The sequence below is a fragment of the Cellulomonas olei genome (assembly GCF_039548315.1).
GTDB lineage: Bacteria > Actinomycetota > Actinomycetes > Actinomycetales > Cellulomonadaceae > Cellulomonas.
Map to the genome: position 1 here is coordinate 23,215 of NZ_JBCLVN010000042.1, position 22,382 is coordinate 45,596.

Sequence of the window (22,382 nt, forward strand, 5' to 3'; positions counted from 1 at the left end):
GGGAGCGCGGGGCGCGCGGGGCGGCGCGTGGGCACACGTGCGGCTCCGGGGGCGGGGTCGGGCCCCGTGGCGGGACGACCTCGGGTCGCACGTGCGGTTCATGAGGGGCGGTGACCGGGTCCCGTGCCGGGAGGACGGTGAGCCGCACCAGCCCCTCGCGCCGGTACGGTCGCAGACCCGTGTGCGGGCCTGTGGCGGGTCCGTCGGGCACCCGGCGGGCCGGCCGCGTGCCGCTCCCGGGGCGTCGGTGGCCGCGCCTACGATGGCCCGCATGACCGTCGAGCACCGCGCCGTGACCCGCACGCCCTACGAGGACCTGCTCGCGCTGGTGCTGGACACCGGCACGCCGAAGGCGGACCGCACTGGCACGGGCACGCGGAGCGTCTTCGGGCACCAGATGCGCTTCGACCTCTCGGAGGGGTTCCCCCTCGTGACGACGAAGCGCGTCCACCTCCGCTCGGTGGTGGGGGAGCTGCTGTGGTTCCTGCGCGGCGACTCGAACGTGCGCTGGCTCCAGGAGCACGGCGTGCGCATCTGGGACGAGTGGGCCGACGCGGACGGCGAGCTCGGGCCGGTGTACGGCGTGCAGTGGCGGTCGTGGCCGACGCCGGACGGCGGCACGGTCGACCAGCTCGCCCAGCTGCTCGAGAACCTGCGGCGGGACCCGGACTCGCGGCGTCACGTCGTCTCCGCGTGGAACGTCGCGGACATCCCGTCGATGGCCCTGGCGCCGTGCCACGCGTTCTTCCAGTTCCACGTCGCGGACGGCCGGCTGTCCTGCCAGCTCTACCAGCGCTCCGCGGACCTGTTCCTGGGCGTCCCGTTCAACATCGCCTCGTACGCGCTGCTGACGCACATGGTCGCGCAGCAGGTGGGCCTGGAGCCGGGGGACTTCATCTGGACCGGCGGCGACTGCCACATCTACGACAACCACGTCGAGCAGGTGCGTGAGCAGCTGACGCGCGAGCCGTACCCGTTCCCGACGCTGCGGCTGCGGCGCGCGGACTCCCTGTTCGACTACTCGTTCGACGACGTGGTGGTCGAGGACTACCAGCACCACCCGGCCATCAAGGCCCCGGTCGCCGTCTGACGCGCCCGGTCGCCGTCCGACGCGGGTCAGGGCACCCCGAGGTAGCGGAGCAGCGCGGCGGTCGCCGCGGCGAGCAGCACGACGACGACGAACGGCGCCCGCAGCAGCAGCGCCACGGCGGCCACGACGAGCGCCACGAGCCGGGCGTCGAGGATGAGCACGCCGTCGGTGGTCCCGACCTGCACGGCGACCAGGGCGGCGAGCAGCGCGGCGGTGACGAGCGCGGCGGTCCGGGTGACGCGGGGGCGGGCGAGCACGCGGGCGGGCAGCAGGTGGCCGGCGACCTTCGTCGCCAGCACGACGGCGGCGGACGTGAGCACCGCCACCCACACGGTGAGGCGGCTCACGGCTGCACCACCGGCCCCACGGTCCCGTCGGGCAGTCCGCGCCCCGCAGCCGCACCGCCGGACCCGCCGCCGGCCGTCGCACCGGACACGCCTCCGGGCCGGCCGCCGGACCCGCGCGAGTCCCCGTCCGCGCCGCCGCCGCCGCGGGCGCCGGGGCCCTCCCCGTCGGGGTCCCCGAGGACGCCGACCACGACCGCCAGCGCAGCCGCCGCGAGCACGGGCACGCCGGCCGGGACGACGGGTGTCAGCGCGAGCGCGGTCACCGCCGCCGCCACGGCCACCACCCGCACGGTCCGGGTCCGGGGCCCGGCGAGGCGGGGCCAGAGCAGGGCGAGGAACGCCGCGCCGGCGGCCGCGTCGAGGCCGTACCGCCGGGGGTCACCGAGGGCGTCGCCCAGCAGCGCCCCGAGCAGGGTGAAGGCGTTCCACAGCGCGAACACCCCGGCGCCCGTCCACCAGAACCCGGCGCGGGTCGACGCCGGGCCCGGCTGGGCGGTGGCGACGGCGGTGGACTCGTCGATGGTGAGGTGCGCGGCGAGCAGCCGGCGCCACCCGTGCACGCCGAGCAGGGGCGCGACCTGCACGCCGTAGAGCCCGTTGCGCGCCCCCAGCAGCCCGGCGGTCGCGACCACGGCGCCGACCCCGCCGCCTGCGCCCAGCACGCCGACGGCGGCGAACTGCGAGCCGCCGCTGAACATCAGCAGGCTCAGGGCCATGGTCTGCGGCACGTCCAGCCCCGCGGCGACGGACAGCGCCCCGAACGACACCCCGTACAGCCCGGTGGCGAGCGACACGGACAGCGCGGTCCGCACGGCGGCGCGCACGGCCGGATCGGGGGCCCCGGTGCGCGCGCGAACGGGCCGGCGCAGCAGGCGGGATCGGGGACGCACGAGCCGAGAGTAGGACGCCGCGCCGCCGGCGGCGCCGGACTGACCGGCGGGTGGACGCCCGTCGCCGCAGGTGAACGGGGGGACAAGGCTGGCCGAACGTCGGCGCGGACCCCTGTCGCCGGCGGTGGGGCACGACGCAGAGTGGCGAGGGCCGCAAGGGCGCGGGCCGTGACCTGATCCCGACCCGATACGGACTCCTTCGTGACCACTGCCGATGTCCTCGCCCCGCCGCCGGCCGCCGCGCCGGCCCGCGCGACGGTCGCGCGCACCGGGGCCCTGCGCTCCCGCCGCCGACGGTCGGCGCTGCTCTGGTTCCTGCTGCTCGCCGGGCCGAACGTGGCCCTGCTGCTCGTCTTCGTGTACCGGCCGCTGGTGCAGTCGTTCTACCTGTCCACCCTCCAGTGGAACCTCGGCTCCCCGGTCGCCCGCCAGATCGGGCTCGGCAACTACGTCGAGCTGTTCACCTCGCGCGGCTTCGCCCAGGTCGCGGGGACGACGGTGGTGTTCACGGTCGCGACCGTCGGCGGCGCGATGGTGCTGGGCCTCGGTCTGGCGCTGCTGCTGAACCAGCGGCTGCGCGGCCGCGGGTTCGCGCGGACGGTGGCGTTCGCGCCGTACGTGCTGTCCGGCTTCGCGGTGGGCATCCTCTGGCTGTTCATCTTCGACCCGCGCTACGGCCTGATGCGCGAGGTGCTCAGCTGGGTCGGGGCGAGCTCCCCGCAGTGGTACACCGAGCGCCCCTGGCCGCTGGTCATGGTGATCGTGGTGTACCTCTGGAAGAACCTCGGGTACGTCGCGCTCATCTACCTGGCCGGGCTGCAGTCGGTGCCGCAGGACCTCAGGGACGCGGCGGCGCTCGACGGGGCGTCCCCGGCGCGGACGCTGCGGTCGATCGTGCTCCCGCTGCTCACGCCGACGTCGTTCTTCCTGCTCGTGACGATGATGCTCGCGTCGCTGCAGTCCTTCGACCTCATCAAGGCCATGACCCAGGGCGGTCCGCTCGGGTCGACGACGACGCTCATGTACTCCGTCTACCAGGAGAGCTTCGTCAACGGCCGGGCCGGCTACGCGTCCGCGGTCGCGACGGTGCTGTTCGTCGTGCTGCTCGCCGTCACGGCGGTGCAGATGCGGTTCGTCCAGCGGAAGGTGCACTACGCATGAGCGTCCTGACGACCCGCCGCCCCGTGGCCGAGGGCGACCCGCGCCGGACCCCCGCGCCCGGGGGACCGGGCACGTCCGCCGCGCCGGACGCCGAGCCGCCGGCCGGCGGTCGGCCCCGCCCCACGCCCCAGGGGTCCCGGCCGGGCCGCCGCCGGCGTCCTCCGGTGGCGGGCTACCTGACGATGGTGCTGGCCACGGTGGTGCTCGGTGCCCCGCTGGTGTGGATGCTGCTCGCGAGCGTCAAGTCGTCGGGCGAGCTCTACCAGGTGCCGCTGCAGTGGTTGCCGGAGGCGCCGAGCCTCGAGAACTACGCGCAGGCGGCGAGCACCGTGCCGCTCGGCCGGCTGCTGGCGAACAGCATCGGGATCACCGTGGTCGGGGCGGGCCTCAAGGTCGTGCTCGGGCTGGCCTGCGCCTACGCCCTGGTGTTCCTCGACTTCCCATTCAAGAAGGTCGTGTTCGGGCTCGTCATCGCGACCCTGATGATCCCGCCGCAGGTGACGATCATCCCGAACTACACCCTGGTGGCGAGCCTCGGCTGGCTGAACACCTACCAGGGCATCCTCGTGCCGGGCCTGGCGAGCGCGTTCGGCACGTTCCTGTTCCGGCAGCACTTCCTCACGCTCCCCGGGTCGATCCTCGAGGCCGCGGAGCTGGACGGCGCGGGGCACTGGCGGCGCCTGTGGCGGTTCGTCGTGCCGATGAGCGCGCCGACCATCGCGGCCGTGACGCTCGTGTCCGTCGTCACCGAGTGGAACGACTACCTGTGGCCGTTCCTCGTGATCGACCGGGCCGACCGCATGACCCTGCCGATCGGCCTGACCCTGCTGCAGAACATCGACGGCATGACCAACTGGGGCGTGCTGCTGGCCGCCACCACCGTCGTGACGCTGCCGATCCTCCTCGTCTTCCTCCTCCTCCAGCGCCGGCTCGTCGCCGGCCTCACCGCGGGCGCCGTCACGGGCTGAGCCCGTCGCGCCGCCCGTCACCCCCCACCCCCCTGACCGGCGGGTGCGCCCCTGCGCGCCCGTCCCCCGAGCACCGGCCCCCGGTGCACGACCCCCTGAAGGAGCACTCACGTGTCCCACCCCCGCAGCCTCCTGCGTGACCGCCGCGTCACCGTCGGACTGGCCGCTGCCGTCGCCGGCGCCACGCTCGCCCTGACCGCCTGCGGCGGCCCCGCCGTGGGCGCCGGCTCGTCCGGCGAGGCCTCGGCCGACTCGACCGACTGGTCGCAGGTCGAGCCGGCGTCCGAGATCACCTGGTGGTCGAACCACCCCGGCCAGTCGCAGGCCGTCGAGGAGCAGCTCATCGAGGCCTTCGAGGCCGAGAACCCGGACATCACGGTGAACCTCGTGACCGCCGGCGCCAACTACGACGAGGTCGCGCAGCGGTTCCAGGCCGCCTCGCAGACGGACGAGAAGCCGGACCTGGTCATCGCGTCCGACGTCTGGTGGTTCCGGTACCACCTGAACGACCAGATCATGCCGCTCGACGACGTCTTCGAGTACCTCGAGGCGGACGCCGACGACTTCCAGCCCGGCCTGTACGGCGACTACGAGTACGACGGGCAGCACTGGGCGGCGCCGTACGCCCGGTCGACGCCGCTCTTCTACTACAACAAGTCGATGTGGGAGGCCGCGGGGCTGCCGGACCAGGGCCCGGAGACGTGGGAGCAGCTCCAGGAGTGGAGCACCGCGCTCGCCGAGCAGGTGCCCGACGGCGGCTCGCCGTTCGGCCTGAGCCTGGGCACGTCGTGGTCGGCCTGGTGGTTCGAGAACATGATCTGGGGCCAGGGCGGCGAGTACTCCGACGAGTTCGACGTGACCCTCGACTCCGACGAGGCGCTCGCGGGCGGGGAGTTCCTGCGCGGCCTGTTCCACGGCGACGACGCGATCGCCACGGTCTCGGCGGACGACTCGATGGCGGACTTCGCGTCCGGCCTCATCGCGTCGACCATCGGCTCGACGGGCTCCCTCAAGGGCGCGCTCGACGCGGCGTCGTTCGAGGTGGGCACGGCCTACCTGCCCGACGGCCCGGCGGGCGGCGGCACGCCGACCGGCGGCACCGGCCTGGCGATCTCGTCCTCCAGCACCCCGGAGGAGCAGCTCGCCGCGGCGATGTTCCTGGAGTTCCTCACGAACACCGAGAACACCGCGACGTTCTCCCAGGCCACCGGCTACATGCCGGTGCGCACCTCGGCGGTCGAGTCCGACACCATGAAGGCCGTGTACGACCAGTTCCCGCAGTTCCGCACCGCCGTCGACCAGCTCGCCGAGAAGGCCCGCGCGCAGGACTACATCCGCGTGTTCGTGCCCGGTGCCGACGCGCTGCTCACCGACGCGATCGAGCAGATCGTGCTCGAGGGCACCGACCCGGCCGAGGCGTTCGCCTCGGTGACGCCGCAGATCGAGACGGCGTACCGCGAGAACGTGGAGCCGTACCTGTGACCGACGCGTCGCAGGACCGGACCGGGGTCGCCCTCGCGGGCGGCCCCGGTGCCGGGGCGCCGGCGGTGCTGGTGTCGCGCCCGCGCGTGGTCGCCCACCGCGGCAACTCGGCGGTCGCCCCGCAGAACACCCTCGCGGCGTTCGAGGCGGCGTGGCGCGCCGGGGCGGACAGCATCGAGATCGACATCCAGCGCACCGCGGACGGCCACGTCGTGGTGATCCACGACGACACGGTGGACGCGACCACGGACGGGCAGGGGAGCGTGGCCGAGCTGCCGCTCGACGCGCTGCGCGCCCTCGACGCCGGCTCGTGGTTCGCCGCGGCCTACCGGGGCCAGCGGGTGCCGACGTTCGACGAGGTGCTGGAGCTGCTGGTGCGGCGGCCGGGCATCGAGCTGCTGCTGGAGCTCAAGGGCGCGTGGACGACCGAGCAGGTGCGCCCCGTCACCGCGGCGATCCGTGAGGCCGGGCTGACCGGGCGGGTGGTCGGGCAGAGCTTCTGGCCGGAGTCGGTGGCGGCGCTCGCGGAGGCCGACCCCGCGCTGCGCCGCGGCCTGCTGGTGTTCGAGGTGCCGGACGGCGTGGACGAGCTGGTGCGGGTCTGCACCGGCCTGGGCGTCGTGACCTGCAACCCGTACGGCCCGCTGCTGGTGCAGCACCCGGAGCTGGTCGCGCGGCTGCACGCGGCCGGGCTGCAGGTCATGGTGTGGACGCTCGACGAGCCCGAGCACTGGGCCGTCGCGGCGGCGCTGGGGGTCGACGCGGTGATCACCGACCGCCCCGACAGGCTGGCCGGCTGGCTGGCGGCGCACCCGTCCTGACCCGGCAGCGGGTGGACGCGGAGCGCGGGCGGGGGGTGTGGGGCGGTACCGTGACCCCATGCTCCCCGCCACCCCGTCGCGTCCGTTCGGCGCGGTGCTCACCGCCATGGTGACGCCCATGCGGGACGACGGCTCGGTCGACCTGGACGCCGCCGTCTCCCTCGCCACGCACCTCGTGGACCACGGGCACGACGGCCTGGTGCTCAACGGCACCACGGGCGAGTCGCCCACCACGCACGCGCCGGAGAAGGCCGACCTGGTGCGCGCCGTCGTCGACGCCGTCGGCGACCGCGCGGCCGTCGTGGCGGGCGCGGGCTCCAACGACACGCTCCACGCGGTGCGCATGGCGGAGCAGGCCGCGGAGGCGGGCGCCGACGGCCTGCTCGTGGTCAGCCCGTACTACTCGCGCCCGTCGCAGCCCGGCGTGGTCGCCCACGTCACCGCGGTCGCGGACTCCACGCCGCTGCCCGTGATGCTCTACGACGTCCCGGGCCGCACGGGCGTCCGCCTCGCGCAGCCGACGCTCGACGCGCTCGCCGCGCACGACCGGGTCGTCGCCGTGAAGGACGCGACCGGCGACGTGTACGCCGCCGCGAAGGCCGCCGCCCGGACGGGGCTCGCCTGGTACAGCGGCGACGACTCGCTGCTGCTGCCGTTCCTCGCGCACGGCGCCGCCGGCATCGTCTCGGTGGTCGGCCACGTGGCCGGCCCGCAGCTCGCCGCGATCACCGCGGCCCACGACGCCGGGGACCACGCCCGCGCGCTCGAGGTCTTCCTGTCGATCGCACCGGCGGTCGACGCGCTCAACGGACAGGGGTTCCAGGCGGTCGCGGCGAAGGCCGCGGTCTGGTCCCTCGGTCTCATCCCGTCCCGACACCTGCGGCTGCCGAACGTGGCCGCGTCGGACGAGGACGTCCAGGTCGTCCGCGCGGGACTGCGCGCCGCGGGCCTCGCCGACGTCCTCGCCACCACGCAGTGACAGACCAGGAGAAGAATGTCCCACCCGCACCCTGACCTCGCCCTCCCGCCCACGCTCCCGGAGGGCGGTCTGCGGATCGTGGCCCTCGGTGGCCTCGGCGAGGTCGGACGCAACATGGCGGTCCTCGAGTACGGCGGTCGCCTGCTCGTCATCGACTGCGGCGTGCTGTTCCCGGAGGACCACCAGCCCGGCGTCGACCTGATCCTGCCGGACTTCGACTACATCTCCGGCCGGCTCGACGACATCGACGGCATCGTGCTGACCCACGGGCACGAGGACCACATCGGCGCCGTCCCGTACCTGCTGCGCCTGCGGCAGGACATCCCGCTGATCGGCTCGCAGCTCACGCTGGCGTTCGTCGAGGCGAAGCTCAAGGAGCACCGCATCACCCCGCTGACCCTCGCGGTCAAGGAGGGGCAGACCGAGCAGGTCGGCGCGTTCTCCTGCGAGTTCGTCGCGGTGAACCACTCGATCCCGGACGCGCTCGCCGTCGCCGTGACGACGCCCGCCGGCACCGTCCTGCACACCGGCGACTTCAAGATGGACCAGCTGCCGCTCGACGGGCGGATCACCGACCTGCGCGCGTTCGCGCGGCTGGGGGAGAAGGGCGTCGACCTGTTCATGGTCGACTCCACCAACGCCGAGGTGCCGGGCTTCGTCAGCCCGGAGCGGGAGATCGGGCCGGTGCTCGACAGCGTGTTCGCCACGTCCGCCCGCAAGATCGTCGTCGCGTCGTTCTCCTCGCACGTGCACCGCGTGCAGCAGGTCCTCGACGCCGCCGCGGCGCACGACCGCAAGGTCGCGCTGGTGGGGCGCTCGATGATCCGCAACATGACGATCGCCGCCGAGCTCGGGTACCTCAAGGTGCCCGACGGCGTCCTCGTGGACGCGAAGCGTCTCGGCGACCTGCGCGACGACGAGCTGGTGCTCATGTGCACCGGGTCGCAGGGCGAGCCGATGGCCGCGCTGTCCCGGATCGCCAACAACGACCACAAGATCTCGGTCGGCCCCGGTGACACGGTGATCCTCGCGTCGTCCCTGATCCCGGGCAACGAGAACGCGGTGTACCGCGTCATCAACGGGCTCACGCGGCTCGGCGCGCGTGTCGTGCACGGCGGGAACGCGAAGGTGCACGTCTCCGGCCACGCGAGCGCCGGCGAGCTCCTGTACTGCTACAACATCCTGCGGCCGCGCAACGTGATGCCGGTGCACGGCGAGGTCCGCCACCTCGTGGCGAACGGTGCGCTCGCCGTGAAGTCGGGCGTCCCGGCGGACCGGGTCGTGCTCGCCGAGGACGGCGTGGTCGTGGACCTGGTCGACGGGCGCGCGAGCGTCGTCGGCGCGGTGCCGTGCGGGTACGTGTTCGTGGACGGCTCGAGCGTCGGCCACATCACCGAGACCGACCTCAAGGACCGCCGGATCCTCGCGGACGAGGGGTTCATCTCGATCTTCGCGGTCGTCAGCTCCACGGACGGCAAGGTCCTCGCGACGCCGACCATCCAGGCACGCGGGTTCGCCGAGGACGACGCGGTGTTCGACACGATCCTCCCGGACGTCGTGGCGGCGCTCGAGGACGCGACGCGCTCCGGCGCGGTCGACACGCAGCAGCTCCAGCAGGTCGTGCGGCGCGTCGTGGGACGCTGGGTCTCGAACCGGCTCCGCCGCCGGCCGATGATCATCCCGGTGGTCGTCGAGGCCTGACCCCGGCCCGCGTACGCCCCTGACCGGCGCACCTGTCGTGACAGGTGCGCCGGTCAGCTGCTGCTAGCCTGCCGCGGTGCTCAACGAGGTGGCTGCCGCGCGGCCGGTGGTGCGGCGTGCGCGGGTGCGGGGGGCGTTGACGTTCCTGCCGAGCATCCAGGCGTTGCGGGCTGTGGCGGTGTCGTTGGTGGTGGTGTTCCACCTGTGGCCGTCGCGGTTGACGGGTGGCTATGTCGGTGTGGACGTGTTCTTCGTGATCTCGGGGTTCTTGATCACCGATCACCTGCTGCGTTCGGCGGAGCGTGGGGGCGGGATCCGGTTGGGTCCGTTCTACGCGCGTCGGGTGCGTCGTCTGCTGCCGGCGGCGTTGCTGGTGCTGCTGGTGACGGCGGTGGCGACGGTGGTGGTGGTGCCGCGCAGCCTGTGGGAGCAGTTCCTGACGGGTGTCGCGGCGAGTGCGGTGTACGCGGGGAACTGGTTGTTCGCGGCGCGGTCGGTGGACTACTTCGCAGCGGACAACGCGGACTCGCCGGTGCAGCACTACTGGTCCTTGGGGGTGGAGGAGCAGTTCTACCTGGTGTGGCCGTTGTTGCTGCTGGTGCTGCTGGCGGTGGCGGCGCGGGTGGGTGTGGCGGGTCGGCGGGTGGTGCTGGCCGGTCTGGTGCTGCTGGGGTCGGTGTCGTTCGTGGTGTCGGTGTGGTGGACGGCGGCCGATCAGGTGGTGGCGTACTACGCGACGCCGACGCACGTGTGGGAGTTCGTGGCCGGTGGTCTGGTCGCGGTGCTGGGGCTGGGTGCGCGGCGGGCGGCGCGTCCGGTGCTGGCGGGTGTGGCGATGGTGGCCGGGGTGGGTCTGGTCGTGGGGTCGGCGGTGGTGCTGGACGGTGCGACGGCGTTCCCGGGGTGGGTGGCGGTGGTGCCGGTGGTCGGTGCGGTGCTGGTGATCGCGTTCGGGTATCCGCAGGGGTCGGTGGTGGCGCGGGTGGTGGAGCTGGCGCCGGTGCAGCTGGTCGGGCGGATCTCCTACGCGCTGTACCTGTGGCACTGGCCGGTGGTGGTGCTGGCGCCGTACGTGCTGGGTCGTCCGTTGTGGTGGGCGGAGAAGCTGGTGGTGCTCGCGGGGCTGGTGCCGTTGGCGTGGGCGACGACGCGGTGGGTGGAGGACCCGGTGCGGCGGTGGTCGCCGCGGGGGTGGCGGTCGGGTCGGGTGGTGCTGGCCGGTGTGGGGGCCAGTGCGGTGCTGGCCGGCGCGGTCCTCGCGCCGGTGGCCATCACGAACGCCCAGGTCGAACGCCACGGCTCGAGCCTGGCCGGCGTGGTGGACCGGGCGGTCGCGGGCGACGAGCCCTGCTTCGGCGCCGCGGCTGCGCTGCCCGGGGCGTCCTGCCCGGGCAGCCACACCGTCCGGGACGACTACGGGCCGGTGGAGGCCGCCGCCGACACCCAGGAGGACTTCCTCGGCACCCGCGCCGAGCGTGACGACCGGTTCCGCCGGACCTGCGCCGTCGTCCCGGGGCTCGTCGTCGAGCGCTGCGACGTCGGGCGCGACACCGGCGGGGGAGTCGTCGTGGTGGTCGGGGACTCGCACGCGAACCACCTCATGGCGCCCGTCGTCTCCCTCGCGGCCGACCGGGGGATGGCGGTCGTCGAGGTGTTCCTGACCTCGTGCCGCCCCGTCCTGCCGCAGTTCGACTCGCCGGTCGCACGCGAGCACGAGGAGCCGTGCACCACCTGGAAGTCGCAGGTGTTCGACTACGTGGCGGGCCTCGACGCCTCGGTGGTCATCACCTCGGGCGCGGCGCAGGGCTACCGCGGCCTCGGCGAGGAGGTGGACGCGCAGGTCGTCTCCGCCTACCGCGCGACGTGGCAGCAGTGGCTCGACGCCGGACACCGCCTGCTGGTCGTCAGCGACGTCCCGCTGTGGGACGTCTCCGTCCCGGAGTGCGTGGAGGCGTCGGGACCGTCCGACGACCCGTGCACGCGGCCGCGCGACCAGCTCGTCGGCCCGGACCTGGCGATGGTCGCCGCGCAGGGCGTGCAGGACCCGCGGCTGGAGGCGCTCGACCTCTACGACGCGTTCTGCGACCCGGACACCTGCCACTCGGTCGTCGGGGGGGTCGTCACCCACAAGGACACCAACCACATGACCCCGACCTTCGCGGCCACGCTCGCGCCGAGGATCTCCGCCGCGATGGCCGACCTCGGCGCGTTCTGAGCCCGCAGCCGGGGTCCGACGAGGGCCACGCCGAGGCGCCTGCCGCGCCGGACGCCCCGGCGCGGCTACCGTGAGGAACATGGCCGCACGTCCGTCCTCCACCGCCACCCGTGCGGCTGCGCCGTCGTCGCGCGCCCGCGCCGCGGCGCCGGCGGGGCGCTCGTCCGGCTCGCGCGGCCCCGCGCCCGCCCCCCGACCCGCGCTGCCGGTCCGGATGGTCCGGGGGATCTGGATGGGGTGCGCGCACGTCGTCGGCGGCGCGGCGCGGCGCATCGGCCACGGTGCCCGCGACCTCGACCCGGCGCTGCGGCGCGACGGCGCGGCGTTCTTCCTGCTCGCGCTCGCGATCGTCGTCGCGGCGCGCGAGTGGTGGGGGCTCGACGGCATGGCCGGCGACGCGGTGCACGTCGTCGTCGCGGGCACGTTCGGGCGCGTCGCGGCTGCGGTCCCGGTGGTGCTCGTCGGCATCGCGGTGCGGCTCATGCGGCACCCCGACCGCAACCAGGCGAACTCGCGCATCACGATCGGCCTGACCGCGATCACGCTGGCCGCCTGCGGGCTGGTGCACGTCCAGCAGGGCCTGCCGGCCCCGTCGGGCGGGTTCGAGGCGGTCCGGGACGCGGGCGGCATCGTCGGCTACCTGGTCGGCACGCCCCTGGTCAGCCTCGTGACCGCGTGGGCGACCGTGCCGCTGCTGGTCCTGCTCGCGTTCTTCGGGGTGCTGGTCGTGACGGCGACCCCGGTGAACCAGATCGGGCCGCGGCTGCGGGCGCTGTACGACCGCCTCACGGGCAACCACCGCGACGAGGAGCCCGAGGACGACGACGCGCCCCTGGTGATCAACGCCGGCCACACGGCGGTCGAGGAGCCGGAGAGGCCGACCCGCCGCGGGCTGCTCGGGAGGCTGCGGCGTGCCGCCGCCGCGCCCGTCCCCGACGACGGCCGCCTCGACGGCTACGTGGGCGACGAGGCGTTCGAGCGCGCGGCCTACGTCGAGGCGCGCCGCCGCGAGGAGGAGGCGACGGCCGTCCTCGACCCGGACGAGCTCGACGCGCCCGACGCCGGCCCGGCGGCGGGCGGCGCCCCGGTCGCGCCCGGGACCGCCCCGACCCAGGCCGTCACGGCGGTGTCCACCTCGCACGAGCCCGTGCCGCCGCCGCCGACGGGCGTGCCCCGCGGCGAGCAGCCGATGCTCGGCGGCGACGTGCTCTACACGCTCCCGTCGGAGGACTCCCTCGCGAAGGGCGCGCCGCACAAGGTCCGCTCCGCCGCGAACGACCGCGTGGTCGAGGCGCTGACGAGCGTCCTGGAGAACTTCGAGATCGACGCGCAGGTCACCGGCTTCACGCGCGGGCCGACCGTCACGCGGTACGAGGTCGAGCTCGGCAAGGGCGTCAAGGTCGAGCGGGTCACGGCGCTCAGCAAGAACATCGCGTACGCCGTGGCGTCCGCGGACGTGCGCATCCTGTCGCCGATCCCCGGCAAGTCCGCCATCGGCATCGAGATCCCCAACACCGACCGCGAGACCGTGTCGCTCGGTGACGTGCTCCGGTCGAGCGCGGCCCGGCGCTCCGAGCACCCGATGGTCATCGGCGTCGGCAAGGACGTCGAGGGGGGCTACGTCACGGCGAACCTCGCGAAGATGCCGCACCTGCTGGTCGCGGGCGCGACCGGCGCGGGCAAGTCGTCCTTCGTCAACTCCATGATCGTGTCGATCCTCATGCGGTCCACGCCGGACCAGGTGCGCATGGTGCTCGTCGACCCGAAGCGCGTCGAGCTCACGATCTACGAGGGCATCCCGCACCTCATCACCCCGATCATCACCAACCCGAAGAAGGCCGCCGAGGCCCTCGAGTGGGTGGTCCGGGAGATGGAGGCGCGGTACGACGACCTCGCGATGTTCGGGTTCAAGCACATCGACGACTTCAACGTCGCGGTGAAGGTCGGCAAGGTGAAGCCGCTGCCCGGCTCCGAGCGCAAGATCGCGCCGTACCCGTACCTGCTCGTGATCGTCGACGAGCTCGCGGACCTCATGATGGTGGCACCGCGGGACGTCGAGGCGTCGATCCAGCGGATCACCCAGCTCGCGCGCGCCGCCGGCATCCACCTGGTGCTCGCCACGCAGCGCCCGTCGGTCGACGTGGTCACGGGCCTCATCAAGGCGAACGTGCCGTCCCGGCTCGCGTTCGCGACGTCGTCGCTCACCGACTCCCGCGTCGTCCTGGACCAGCCGGGCGCCGAGAAGCTCATCGGGCAGGGCGACGCGCTGTTCCTCCCCATGGGCGCCGCCAAGCCGATGCGCACGCAGGGCGCCTGGGTCTCGGAGTCGGAGATCCACGCGGTCGTCGAGCACGTGAAGCAGCAGCTCAAGCCCGTGTACCGCGAGGACGTCGCGGCGGCGCCCGCCAAGAAGCAGGTCGACGAGGACATCGGCGACGACCTCGACCTGCTGCTGCAGGCCGCGGAGCTGGTCGTCACGACGCAGTTCGGGTCGACGTCGATGCTGCAGCGCAAGCTCCGCGTCGGGTTCGCCAAGGCGGGCCGCCTCATGGACCTGCTCGAGTCGCGGGAGATCGTCGGCCCGTCCGAGGGCTCGAAGGCGCGCGAGGTGCTCGTGACGCCCGACGACCTGCCCGGCACGCTGGCGATGCTCCGCGGCGAGCCCGGGGGTGAGGCCGCCGGCGAGGGCGACCGGTACGCGGCGCCCGACGGCCGGATGCCGGGGGAGCCCCCGGAGGCCGTCGACTACTTCGACGACGCCGACGACCTGCGCTGACCCGCGCGCCGGGGCGGTGCGCTCGGAGGCACGGGACCGCTGCCCGTAGGCTGTCGGGGTGAGCCGCCCTTCGCCGTGGAACGTCGCCAACGTCCTGACGGTGCTGCGCATCGTCGTGGTGCCGTTCGTCGCGTGGGCGCTGCTGGTGGACGGCGGCGAGGACGTGGTGTGGCGCCTGGTCGCGACGGCGCTGTTCGCCCTCGCCGCGGCGACCGACCGCGTGGACGGGTACCTGGCCCGGCGGCTCGGGCTGGTGACCGACCTCGGCAAGCTGCTGGACCCCATCGCGGACAAGGCGCTGATCGGGACCGCGCTCGTGGCGCTGTCGTGGCTCGGGGAGCTGTCCTGGTGGGTGACGGCCGCGATCCTCGTGCGCGAGCTCGGCATCACGGCCATGCGGTTCTTCCTGCTGCGCTACCTGGTGCTGCCGGCCTCGCGGGGCGGGAAGATCAAGACCGTGCTGCAGTCGCTGGCCGTCGGCCTGTACCTGCTGCCGCTCGGCTCCCTGCCGGTGTGGGTGCACGTGGTGGCCGCCGTGCTCATGGGGGCGGCCGTCGTGGTCACGCTCGTCACCGGCGCCGACTACGTGCGCACCGCCGTGCGGGTCCACCGGGAGCACGCCGCGGGCGGGTCGCCGGACGCCGCCCGCCGCGCCGCCGAGACGGGCACGACGTCGCCCCGCGGGGACGGTGGGGCGGTGACGTCGCCGCGATGAGCGACGGGTCCGGACGCCGCGACGGGCACGCGGCCGGGCTGCTCGCGGCGCTGCGGGACCGCGGCTGGACGGTGGCCGTCGCCGAGTCGCTGACGGGCGGGCTGGTCGCCGCCGCGCTGGTCGACGTCCCGGGGGCGTCGCAGTCGCTGCGCGGGGGAGTCGTCGCGTACGCCACGGACGTGAAGGGCTCGGTGCTGGGCGTCGACCGGGAGCTGCTCGCCGCGCACGGGGCGGTGCACCCCGAGGTCGCCCGGCAGATGGCGGAGCGGGTGCGCGCGCTGCTCGGTGCCGACGTCGGGCTCGCGACCACCGGCGTCGCCGGCCCGGAGCCGCAGGACGGATTTTCACCCGGGACCGTCCACGTCGCGGTCGCGACCCCCGCGGGCACGGTGGTGCGCACGCTCGCGCTGGTGGGCGGTCGCGCGGCGATCCGCGCCGCGACCTGCGACGCCGTCCTCGCGGAGGCGCTCCGGGTGGTGCGGGAGGCGCCCGCGCCCGGCGACCCGGGAACACGAGGCCCCGCACCGACGTTGGACCCCACGTGATGAACACCAGGCCGTCCACCCGTCCCGGCGCTGCCCGTCGTGGCAGCGACATGTACGGTGGGAGCCTCCCCACGCGGGGCCACAAGGGTGTCGCACTCGTCCGGACCGCGCCCGCGGGCGCCCCGGCGGTGCGGCAGGAGCAGGATCGGGACATGAGAGGAGGACGCCGGATGGTCGTGTTGCGCCGAGAGATCGGTGACGTGCTGCGGGATGCCCGCCAGCGGCAGGGTCGGACCCTGCGCGAGGTGTCCTCCGCCGCCCGGGTCTCGCTGGGCTACCTCAGCGAGGTCGAGCGCGGTCAGAAGGAGGCGTCGTCGGAGCTGCTGGCCAGCATCTGCGAGGCGCTCGACGTACCTCTGTCGCTCGTGCTGCGCGAGGTGAGCGACCGCATCGCCGTCGCCGAGGGTCTGCTGATCCCCGACACGGTCCCCGTCGACCTCGCGTCGGCGCTCGGCGGCCAGGACAGCTCCTGGACCCGCCACCGCCCGGAGCTCGCACCGGTCGGCTGAACCCGCGGGGACGAACCCCCATGCACACGCGACGCCCGGTCGCTCCCGCCCTTCGCTCGGCGGGACGGCCGGGCGTCGTCGCGTCCGGGGCGCTCAGCGGTGGGGCGCCGCGGGGCGCTGGCACACCCCGCAGAAGTACGCCGGACGCTCCCGCGGCGGGGCCCCCGCAAGCCCCCGGCGCACCGGTGCGCCGCAGCGGCGGCACGGCTCGCGCAGGCGTCCGTGGACCCACGTCGTGCGGCCCCGGTACGTCTCGCCCGTCGTGCTGGGGAGCGCGGTGCCGACGGACCGGAGCATGATCGCCCGGGCGACGCGCAGCAGCCGGCCGGGGTCCGGCACCTCGTCGGCGGGGGTCCACGGCCAGATGCGCTCGAGGAACAGCGAGTCGGCCATGTAGATCGTCCCGATGCCGGCGACGACGGCCTGGTCGAGCAGCACCTCGCACACCGGGGTCGCGCCGCGGGCCTCCCAGCGCCGCAGCGCCTCGGGCAGACCCGTCGTCTCGAAGTCGTCGGCCAGCAGGTCGGGTCCGAGGTGACCGACGAGGGTGTGCTCGTCGCGCGTCGGCACGACGTCGAGCATCCCGATCAGCTCGCCGACCGCCGTCCACGTCGCGTTGCCGAGCACCGCCCGGACGGCCGGGCCGGCCGCGCGAGCGCCGGGCGTGCCGGTGCGGGCCACCCGCCAGGACCCGTCCATCCGCAGGTGCGTGTGCAGGGTGCGGCCGTCGTCGAACCGCGTCAGGAGGTGCTTGCCGTACGACGCGGTGCCGAGCACGGTGCGCCCCACGAGGTCCACGGTGGCGGCGGTCGGCCAGCGGAGGTCCGCGCGCACGAGCTCGCGGCCGGCGAGCGCCTCGTCGAGCCTCCGGGCGGTGCGGCGCAGGATGTCGCCCTCAGGCACGGCGGTGCCCCCGGTGCTGCCGGTGCTGCCACCGGTGACCCCGGCTGTGTCCCCGGTGCCCGCGGTGCCCCCTGTGCCCGCTGTGCCCCCTGTGCCCGCTGTGCCCGCGGTGGGGAGCGCCCGCTGCGGGCGGCGCCTCGCCGGTCACCGTGCACCGCGCAGCCGCAGCCCCCGGGGCGTGGCCCCGAACCCGGCGGCGGCGAGCGCCCGTCCGAGCGGTGTGCCCGAGGCGCCGAGCAGCTCCTCGCCGTCCGCTCGCACGAGCGTGACGCGACCGAGCCGCCCCTCCCGCACGGCGTCGGCGAGGCGTGCGGTCGCGAGGCGCAGCACGTCGTCGTCCTCGGTGAAGGTCAGCACGGTGCGGCCGCCGCGCTCCAGGTACAGCGCGAGCTCCCCGTCCACCAGCACGACGACGCTGCCCGCCTTGCGCCCCGGCCGGTGACCGCTCGACGCGTCCGCGCGCGCGGGCCAGGCGAGCGCGGCGCCGTACGGGTTCGCGGGGTCGGTCGCGGCGAGCAGCGCGACGGCCCGGTCGGCGTCGGGCGGCGCGGACTGCTCGGCCAGCCGCTCCAGCGTGCGGGCGTCGGCGCGGAGCTGGTCCACGGCACCGGGCAGCGCGAACTGGGAGCCGCCCAGGTGCTCCACGAAGTAGCCGCGCCGCACCTGTCCCGCCTGCTCGAGCGCGGCCAGCACGCGGTAGACGGCGGCGAACTGCCCAGAGATGCCCTCGGCGGGCGCCACGGCGCGGGTCAGCACGCCGTGCCGGTCCAGCAGCTGCGCCGCGAGCGCGTGCGCGCGCCGCGTCGGGTCGGTCTCCCGCGGGGGCAGCATCGACCAGCGTCCGCCGCCCTCGCCCGCCGCGGGGACGCCCGGCGCGGGCACGCCGGCGAGACCCGGGCTGCGCAGCCCGAGGCCGGAGCCGCGCAGGCCCGGTCGCCCGCCGTAGCGGCCCATGGTCAGGGCGCGGGCCCGCGGGGACGCCCCCGGCCCGGCGGGGGCGCGGTGCGCCGTCCGTCCGCCGGCGAGCCGGGCCCGCAGCGGGGCGAGGCCGTCGTTCGTGACCAGCCCCGCCCAGACGAGGTCCCACAGGGCGTCGACGACCGCGGACTGGCTCGCCGGCTCCTCGAGGTCGCCCGCCACCCGGGAGGCGAGCGCCCCGGCGAAGTACGCGCCACCGCCCTGCAGCGCGGCCACGAGCGCCCGGTGCAGCGGGGTGGCCAGGTGGGCGGCGGCGGGGTCGTCGTCGTCCGGGGCGGCGAGCGGCGGCAGCGTCAGGTCGGCCGTGCCCGCGAGGTGCAGGCTGACCAGGCCGTCCCGGCCGGGGAGCGTCCCGTGACCCGCCCACAGCACCTCGCCGGCGGCGGTCAGCTCGTCCAGGAGCGCCGGGGAGTAGTCCGCCACGCGGGCGGGCAGCACCAGGGACTCCAGCGCCGACGCGGGGACGACCGCGCCGGCGAGCTGCTCCACGGCCCGCGCGAGTCCGTCGACCCCGCGCAGGGCGCCCGGCGCGGGACGGTCGGCCCGGGCGGTCGCGTGCTGCCACGCGGGCAGGAACCGGCCGAGCGCCACCTGGGGCACCGGCTCGACCTCCGAGCGCAGTGCCGCCAGCGACCGGCGTCGCAGGGTGCGCAGGACGTCGGCGTCGCAGTACTCGTCGCCGACGCCGCCGAGGGCGTCCGGTCGCAGCCGGCCCTGGACGACGACGCCGGCGCGCTCCAGCGGCCGCAGCGCGGACTGCACGACGGCGCTGCCGAGCCCGAACCGCGCCGCCGCCTGCGCCGCCGTGAACGGGCCGTGCGTGCGGGCGTGCCGGCGCAGCAGGTCGCCGAGCGGGTCGGGCAGGACCTCGGTGAACACCTCCGGGACGCCCACCGGCAGGGCGACGCCGAGCGCGTCGCGCAGCCGGCCCGCGTCCTCCACCGCGGCCCACTGCTCGGCGTCGCCGCCGCTCACGCCGGAGATCCGCACCCGGATGAGCCGCCGGGCGTGCTCCAGGTCCGCGAGCCAGCCCGCCACCTCGCCGCGGACGTCCTCCCGGGTGCGGGCCTCGACGCCGGCGAGCGGCAGCGGGCCGTGCCGGCGCAGCACGTCCGCCACCTGCTCGGCGGTGCGCGCCTGCCGGTCCGGGTCGGTGCCGGTGAGCTCCGCCTCGGTGCGCAGCACGGCGTCGGGGTCGAGCAGGTCCGCCACCTGCGACCCGCCGCCCCCGCCGAGCAGCTCCTCCAGCAGCGTCGGGTCCAGGGTGAGCGCCGCCGCACGCCGCTCGGCCAGCGGGGCGTCGCCGTCGTAGAGGAACTGGGCGGTGTACCCGAACAGCAGCGACTGGGCGAAGGGGGAGGGCCGGGTGGTCGTGACCTCGACCACGCGCACCCGCCCCGCCGAGACGTCCCGCATCAGCTCGACGAGCGCGTCGATGTCGAAGTCGTCCTGGAGGCACTCGCGCACGGCCTCGAGCAGGATCGGGAAGTCGGGGTACCGCGACGCGACGCTCAGCAGCTGCGCGGACCGCTGGCGCTGCTGCCACAGCGGCTGGCGCCGGTCGGGCCGGCGGCGCGGCAGCAGCAGCGCGCGGGCCGCCGCCTCCCGGAACCGGGCGCCGAACATCGCGGAGCCGCCGAGCTCGGTGCGGACGGCGTCGGCGACCTCGTCGGGCTCGATGAGCAGGTCGCCGGCATCCACCGGTGCCGGGTCCGCGAGGCCTCCGGGCGCGCTCGCCGCGGTGCCGTCCGTCGACCACGCGTCGGGCGCGGACCAGCCGAGCAGGTCGCCCACGGGGTCGGACGCGGCGGCGAGCACGTCGGGCAGGCGCAGCACGATCCCGTCGTCGGCGTGCATGGCGGCGGCGTCCACGCCGAACCGCTCCCGCAGCCGCGCCCCCAGCACCAGCGCCCACGGCGCGTGCACCCGGGCGCCGAACGGGGAGTGGACGACGACGCGCCAGTCGCCGAGCTCGTCCCGGAACCGCTCGACGACGACGGTGACGTCGCTGGGCAGCGCACCGGTCGCGGCGCGCTGCTCCCGGAGGTAGCCGAGCAGGTTGTCCGCGGCCCAGTCGTCCAGTCCGGCCTCCCGCACCCGCGCACGCGCGTCGGCGTCGGGCAGGTCGGCGACCTCGCGCGCCCACGCGCCCATCGCCCGGCCGAGCGACGCGGGGCGCCCCTGCGAGTCGCCCTTCCAGAAGGGCAGGCGGCCCGGCACCCCCGGCGCCGGGGTGACCAGCACCCGGTCCGGAGTGATGTCCTCGATGCGCCAGGTGCTCGACCCGAGCGTGAACGTGTCGCCGACGCGCGACTCGTAGACCATCTCCTCGTCGAGCTCGCCGACCCGCTTGCCGCCGCGGGTCCGCCCGCCCGAGCGCTCCGGGTCCACCGGCACGTCGGCGGTCTCCGACCCCGACGCGAGGAAGACCCCGTACAGCCCGCGGTCCGGGATGGTGCCGCCGCTGGTGACCGCGAGGCGCAGCGCGCCCGGTCGCGCGCTGAGCACGTCGGTGGCGCGGTCCCAGAGGATGCGGGGACGCAGCTCGGCGAACTCCTCGCTGGGGTACCGGCCCGCGAGCATGTCGAGCACCGCGCGCAGCGTGGCGTCACCCAGCGTCGCGAACGGGGCCGCCCGGCGCACGACCGCGGCGAGCTCGTGGACGGTCCAGTCCTCGGTGGCGACCATCGCCACGACCTGCTGCGCGAGCACGTCGAGGGGGTTCGCGGGCACCGCGACGGGCTCGATCTGGCCGGCCCGCATCCGCAGCGCCGTCACCGCCGCGGGCACGAGGTCCCCGCGGAAGGTCGGGAAGACCACGCCGTGGGAGACGGCGCCGACCTGGTGGCCCGCACGGCCGATGCGCTGCAGCCCGCTCGCGGCGGACGGCGGCGCGCCGACCTGGACGACGAGGTCCACCGCGCCCATGTCGATGCCGAGCTCCAGCGACGAGGTCGCCACGACCGCGGGCAGCCGGCCCGCCTTGAGCTCCGACTCGGTCCGGGTGCGCTCGGCACGGCTCATGGAGCCGTGGTGCGCGCGGGCGAGGATCGTCGTGGCGTCCCGCACGTCGACGCCGACGGCGGTGCCGGACTGGGCGGTGACCTGCGCGGCCCACAGCGTGCCGGGGTCCGGCACGTCCTCGCCCTGGCGCTCCGCCCACACCTCGTTCATGCGGGCGGTCAGCCGCTCGGCGCCGCGGCGCGAGTTGGTGAACACCAGCGTCGACCGGTGCTCCGCGACCAGGTCGACGACCCGCTCCTCCACGTGCGGCCAGATCGAGGGGCGGGTGCCGCCCTCGGCCGCCGCCTGCCCGGTGAGGTCGCGCTCGCCCGGTGCCAGCGGGGCGACGCCGTCGCCGCCCGCGGGGGCACCGGGCCGCCGGCCGGACCCGTCGTCGGGCAGCGGCGCGGAGAGGTCCGTGAGGTCCGGCACGGGCACCACGACGTCGACCCGGATCTCCTTGGTGGCCGGGGGCTGCACCACGACCACCTCGCGCCCGCCCTCCGCGGGGGGCCGCCCGCCCGACAGGAACGCGGCGACGCGGTCCACCGGCGTGACGGTGGCCGACAGCCCGACGCGCTGCGCGGGGCCGGGCCCGCCGGGCCGGTCGAGCAGCGCGTCCAGCCGCTCCAGCGACACCGCGAGGTGCGCACCCCGCTTGGTCCCCGCGACCGCGTGGATCTCGTCGAGGATGACGGTCCGTACGCCCGCGAGCCCGGCGCGCGCGCCGGAGGTCAGCACGAGGAACAGCGACTCGGGCGTGGTGATGAGGATGTCGGGCGGCTTGGTCGCGAACGCCCGGCGCTCGTTCGGCGGGGTGTCTCCGGTGCGCACGCCGACGCGCACCTCCGGGAGCGTCACGCCGCGCCGCGTCGCGGCCTGCCGGACGCCGACCAGCGGCGACCGGAGGTTGCGCTCGACGTCGGTGGCCAGCGCCTTCAGCGGCGAGACGTAGAGCACGCGGCAGCGCTGCAGCGGGTCGGCGTCCGGGTCAGGCGCGCCGTCGGGGCCGCCGGAGGGCTCCGCGACGATCCGGTCGAGCGCCCAGAGGAACGCCGCGAGCGTCTTGCCCGAGCCGGTCGGGGCGACCACCAGCGCGTGCCGTCCCGTCGACACCGCGTCCCACGCGCCGGCCTGCGCCGCGGTCGGGCCGGCGAACGCTCCGCGGAACCAGTCCCGGGTCGGCGCCGAGAACCGGTCGAGCACGTCGGTGCCGGTGGGGGCGTCCGGCGGCGGGGGTGGCGTCACCCCGTCATTCTGGCGCGGGCCACCGACAGCCGCCCTGCCGGCCGGTGTGAG

16 protein-coding genes are annotated in these 22,382 nt (G+C 75.4%); 12 read left to right on the forward strand and 4 right to left on the reverse strand.

The genetic code is table 11. The annotated features are described in order from the left end of the window. Positions 1 to 271 precede the first annotated feature (271 nt). Positions 272 to 1,090 carry a thymidylate synthase gene (locus AAHH18_RS12985; protein ID WP_283319998.1) on the forward strand — a complete coding sequence of 273 codons (819 nt, stop codon included), beginning with the start codon at positions 272 to 274 and terminating at the stop codon, positions 1,088 to 1,090. Positions 1,091 to 1,116: 26 nt separating this feature from the next. Here the strand turns inward: AAHH18_RS12985 and AAHH18_RS12990 are convergent, their stop codons facing one another. Beyond that, positions 1,117 to 1,437, reverse strand: coding sequence for an AzlD domain-containing protein (locus AAHH18_RS12990; RefSeq protein WP_343301902.1), 321 nt, complete (start codon positions 1,435 to 1,437; stop codon positions 1,117 to 1,119). Continuing rightward, positions 1,434 to 2,306 carry an AzlC family ABC transporter permease gene (locus tag AAHH18_RS12995; RefSeq protein ID WP_459349133.1) on the reverse strand — a complete coding sequence of 291 codons (873 nt, stop codon included), beginning with the start codon at positions 2,304 to 2,306 and terminating at the stop codon, positions 1,434 to 1,436. Before AAHH18_RS12995 ends, AAHH18_RS12990 begins: the two co-directional genes overlap by 4 nt. A 222-nt stretch (positions 2,307 to 2,528) precedes the next feature. On the opposite strand from AAHH18_RS12995, the gene AAHH18_RS13000 reads away from it, so the two are divergent. The 11 genes from AAHH18_RS13000 (at position 2,529) to AAHH18_RS13050 (ending at position 16,199) form a co-directional block, all read left to right on the forward strand. Next, the gene (locus AAHH18_RS13000; RefSeq protein ID WP_459349132.1) at positions 2,529 to 3,488 is read left to right on the forward strand and encodes a carbohydrate ABC transporter permease; all 960 of its coding nucleotides are present in this window, start codon (positions 2,529 to 2,531) and stop codon (positions 3,486 to 3,488) included. After that, on the forward strand, positions 3,485 to 4,456 hold the full coding sequence (locus AAHH18_RS13005; protein WP_343301903.1) for a carbohydrate ABC transporter permease: 972 nt from the start codon (positions 3,485 to 3,487) through the stop codon (positions 4,454 to 4,456). The genes AAHH18_RS13000 and AAHH18_RS13005 overlap by 4 nt, the downstream gene beginning before the upstream one ends. Before the next feature lie 111 nt (positions 4,457 to 4,567). Continuing rightward, positions 4,568 to 5,938, forward strand: a complete 1,371-nt coding sequence (locus AAHH18_RS13010) for an ABC transporter substrate-binding protein (RefSeq protein WP_283320001.1) — start codon at positions 4,568 to 4,570, stop codon at positions 5,936 to 5,938. Continuing rightward, positions 5,935 to 6,759, forward strand: coding sequence for a glycerophosphodiester phosphodiesterase (locus AAHH18_RS13015; protein WP_343301905.1), 825 nt, complete (start codon positions 5,935 to 5,937; stop codon positions 6,757 to 6,759). The genes AAHH18_RS13010 and AAHH18_RS13015 overlap by 4 nt, the downstream gene beginning before the upstream one ends. Positions 6,760 to 6,817: 58 nt before the next feature. Beyond that, the gene (gene dapA, locus AAHH18_RS13020) at positions 6,818 to 7,738 is read left to right on the forward strand and encodes a 4-hydroxy-tetrahydrodipicolinate synthase (protein ID WP_283320003.1); all 921 of its coding nucleotides are present in this window, start codon (positions 6,818 to 6,820) and stop codon (positions 7,736 to 7,738) included. Between the two features lie 15 nt (positions 7,739 to 7,753). After that, positions 7,754 to 9,439, forward strand: a complete 1,686-nt coding sequence (locus AAHH18_RS13025; RefSeq protein ID WP_283320004.1) for a ribonuclease J — start codon at positions 7,754 to 7,756, stop codon at positions 9,437 to 9,439. Between the two features lie 76 nt (positions 9,440 to 9,515). After that, a complete protein-coding gene (locus AAHH18_RS13030; protein WP_343301906.1) occupies positions 9,516 to 11,654 on the forward strand; it encodes an acyltransferase family protein in 2,139 nt (712 codons plus the stop codon). A 214-nt stretch (positions 11,655 to 11,868) separates the two neighbouring features. Further along, positions 11,869 to 14,430: an FtsK/SpoIIIE family DNA translocase gene (locus tag AAHH18_RS13035; RefSeq protein ID WP_343301924.1), complete on the forward strand. Its 2,562-nt coding sequence runs from the start codon at positions 11,869 to 11,871 to the stop codon at positions 14,428 to 14,430. Between the two features lie 58 nt (positions 14,431 to 14,488). Beyond that, on the forward strand, positions 14,489 to 15,145 hold the full coding sequence (gene pgsA / locus AAHH18_RS13040; protein ID WP_343301907.1) for a CDP-diacylglycerol--glycerol-3-phosphate 3-phosphatidyltransferase: 657 nt from the start codon (positions 14,489 to 14,491) through the stop codon (positions 15,143 to 15,145). After that, positions 15,142 to 15,690 (forward strand): CinA family protein, encoded by a 549-nt coding sequence (locus tag AAHH18_RS13045; RefSeq protein ID WP_343301908.1) that lies wholly within the window; start codon positions 15,142 to 15,144, stop codon positions 15,688 to 15,690. Before pgsA ends, AAHH18_RS13045 begins: the two co-directional genes overlap by 4 nt. A gap of 170 nt (positions 15,691 to 15,860) precedes the next feature. Continuing rightward, the gene (locus tag AAHH18_RS13050) at positions 15,861 to 16,199 is read left to right on the forward strand and encodes a helix-turn-helix domain-containing protein (RefSeq protein WP_222172749.1); all 339 of its coding nucleotides are present in this window, start codon (positions 15,861 to 15,863) and stop codon (positions 16,197 to 16,199) included. A gap of 93 nt (positions 16,200 to 16,292) precedes the next feature. Here AAHH18_RS13050 and AAHH18_RS13055 read toward each other — a convergent pair whose 3' ends face one another. Then, positions 16,293 to 17,102 (reverse strand): DNA-formamidopyrimidine glycosylase family protein, encoded by an 810-nt coding sequence (locus AAHH18_RS13055; RefSeq protein WP_343301909.1) that lies wholly within the window; start codon positions 17,100 to 17,102, stop codon positions 16,293 to 16,295. Between the two features lie 144 nt (positions 17,103 to 17,246). Further along, positions 17,247 to 22,331 carry an Lhr family ATP-dependent helicase gene (locus AAHH18_RS13060; RefSeq protein ID WP_343301910.1) on the reverse strand — a complete coding sequence of 1,695 codons (5,085 nt, stop codon included), beginning with the start codon at positions 22,329 to 22,331 and terminating at the stop codon, positions 17,247 to 17,249. Between the last annotated feature and the right edge of the window lie 51 nt (positions 22,332 to 22,382).

Excerpts from the sequence above, each read along its gene's own strand:
- AAHH18_RS12985 (WP_283319998.1), top strand. The coding sequence starts at position 272 with ATGACCGTCGAGCACCGCGCCGTGACCCGCACGCCCTACGAGGACCTG.
- AAHH18_RS13005 (WP_343301903.1), top strand. The coding sequence starts at position 3,485 with ATGAGCGTCCTGACGACCCGCCGCCCCGTGGCCGAGGGCGACCCGCGC.
- dapA (WP_283320003.1), top strand. The coding sequence starts at position 6,818 with ATGCTCCCCGCCACCCCGTCGCGTCCGTTCGGCGCGGTGCTCACCGCC.
- AAHH18_RS13025 (WP_283320004.1), top strand. The coding sequence starts at position 7,754 with ATGTCCCACCCGCACCCTGACCTCGCCCTCCCGCCCACGCTCCCGGAG.
- AAHH18_RS13035 (WP_343301924.1), top strand. The coding sequence starts at position 11,869 with ATGGTCCGGGGGATCTGGATGGGGTGCGCGCACGTCGTCGGCGGCGCG.
- AAHH18_RS13045 (WP_343301908.1), top strand. The coding sequence starts at position 15,142 with ATGAGCGACGGGTCCGGACGCCGCGACGGGCACGCGGCCGGGCTGCTC.
- AAHH18_RS13050 (WP_222172749.1), top strand. The coding sequence starts at position 15,861 with ATGGTCGTGTTGCGCCGAGAGATCGGTGACGTGCTGCGGGATGCCCGC.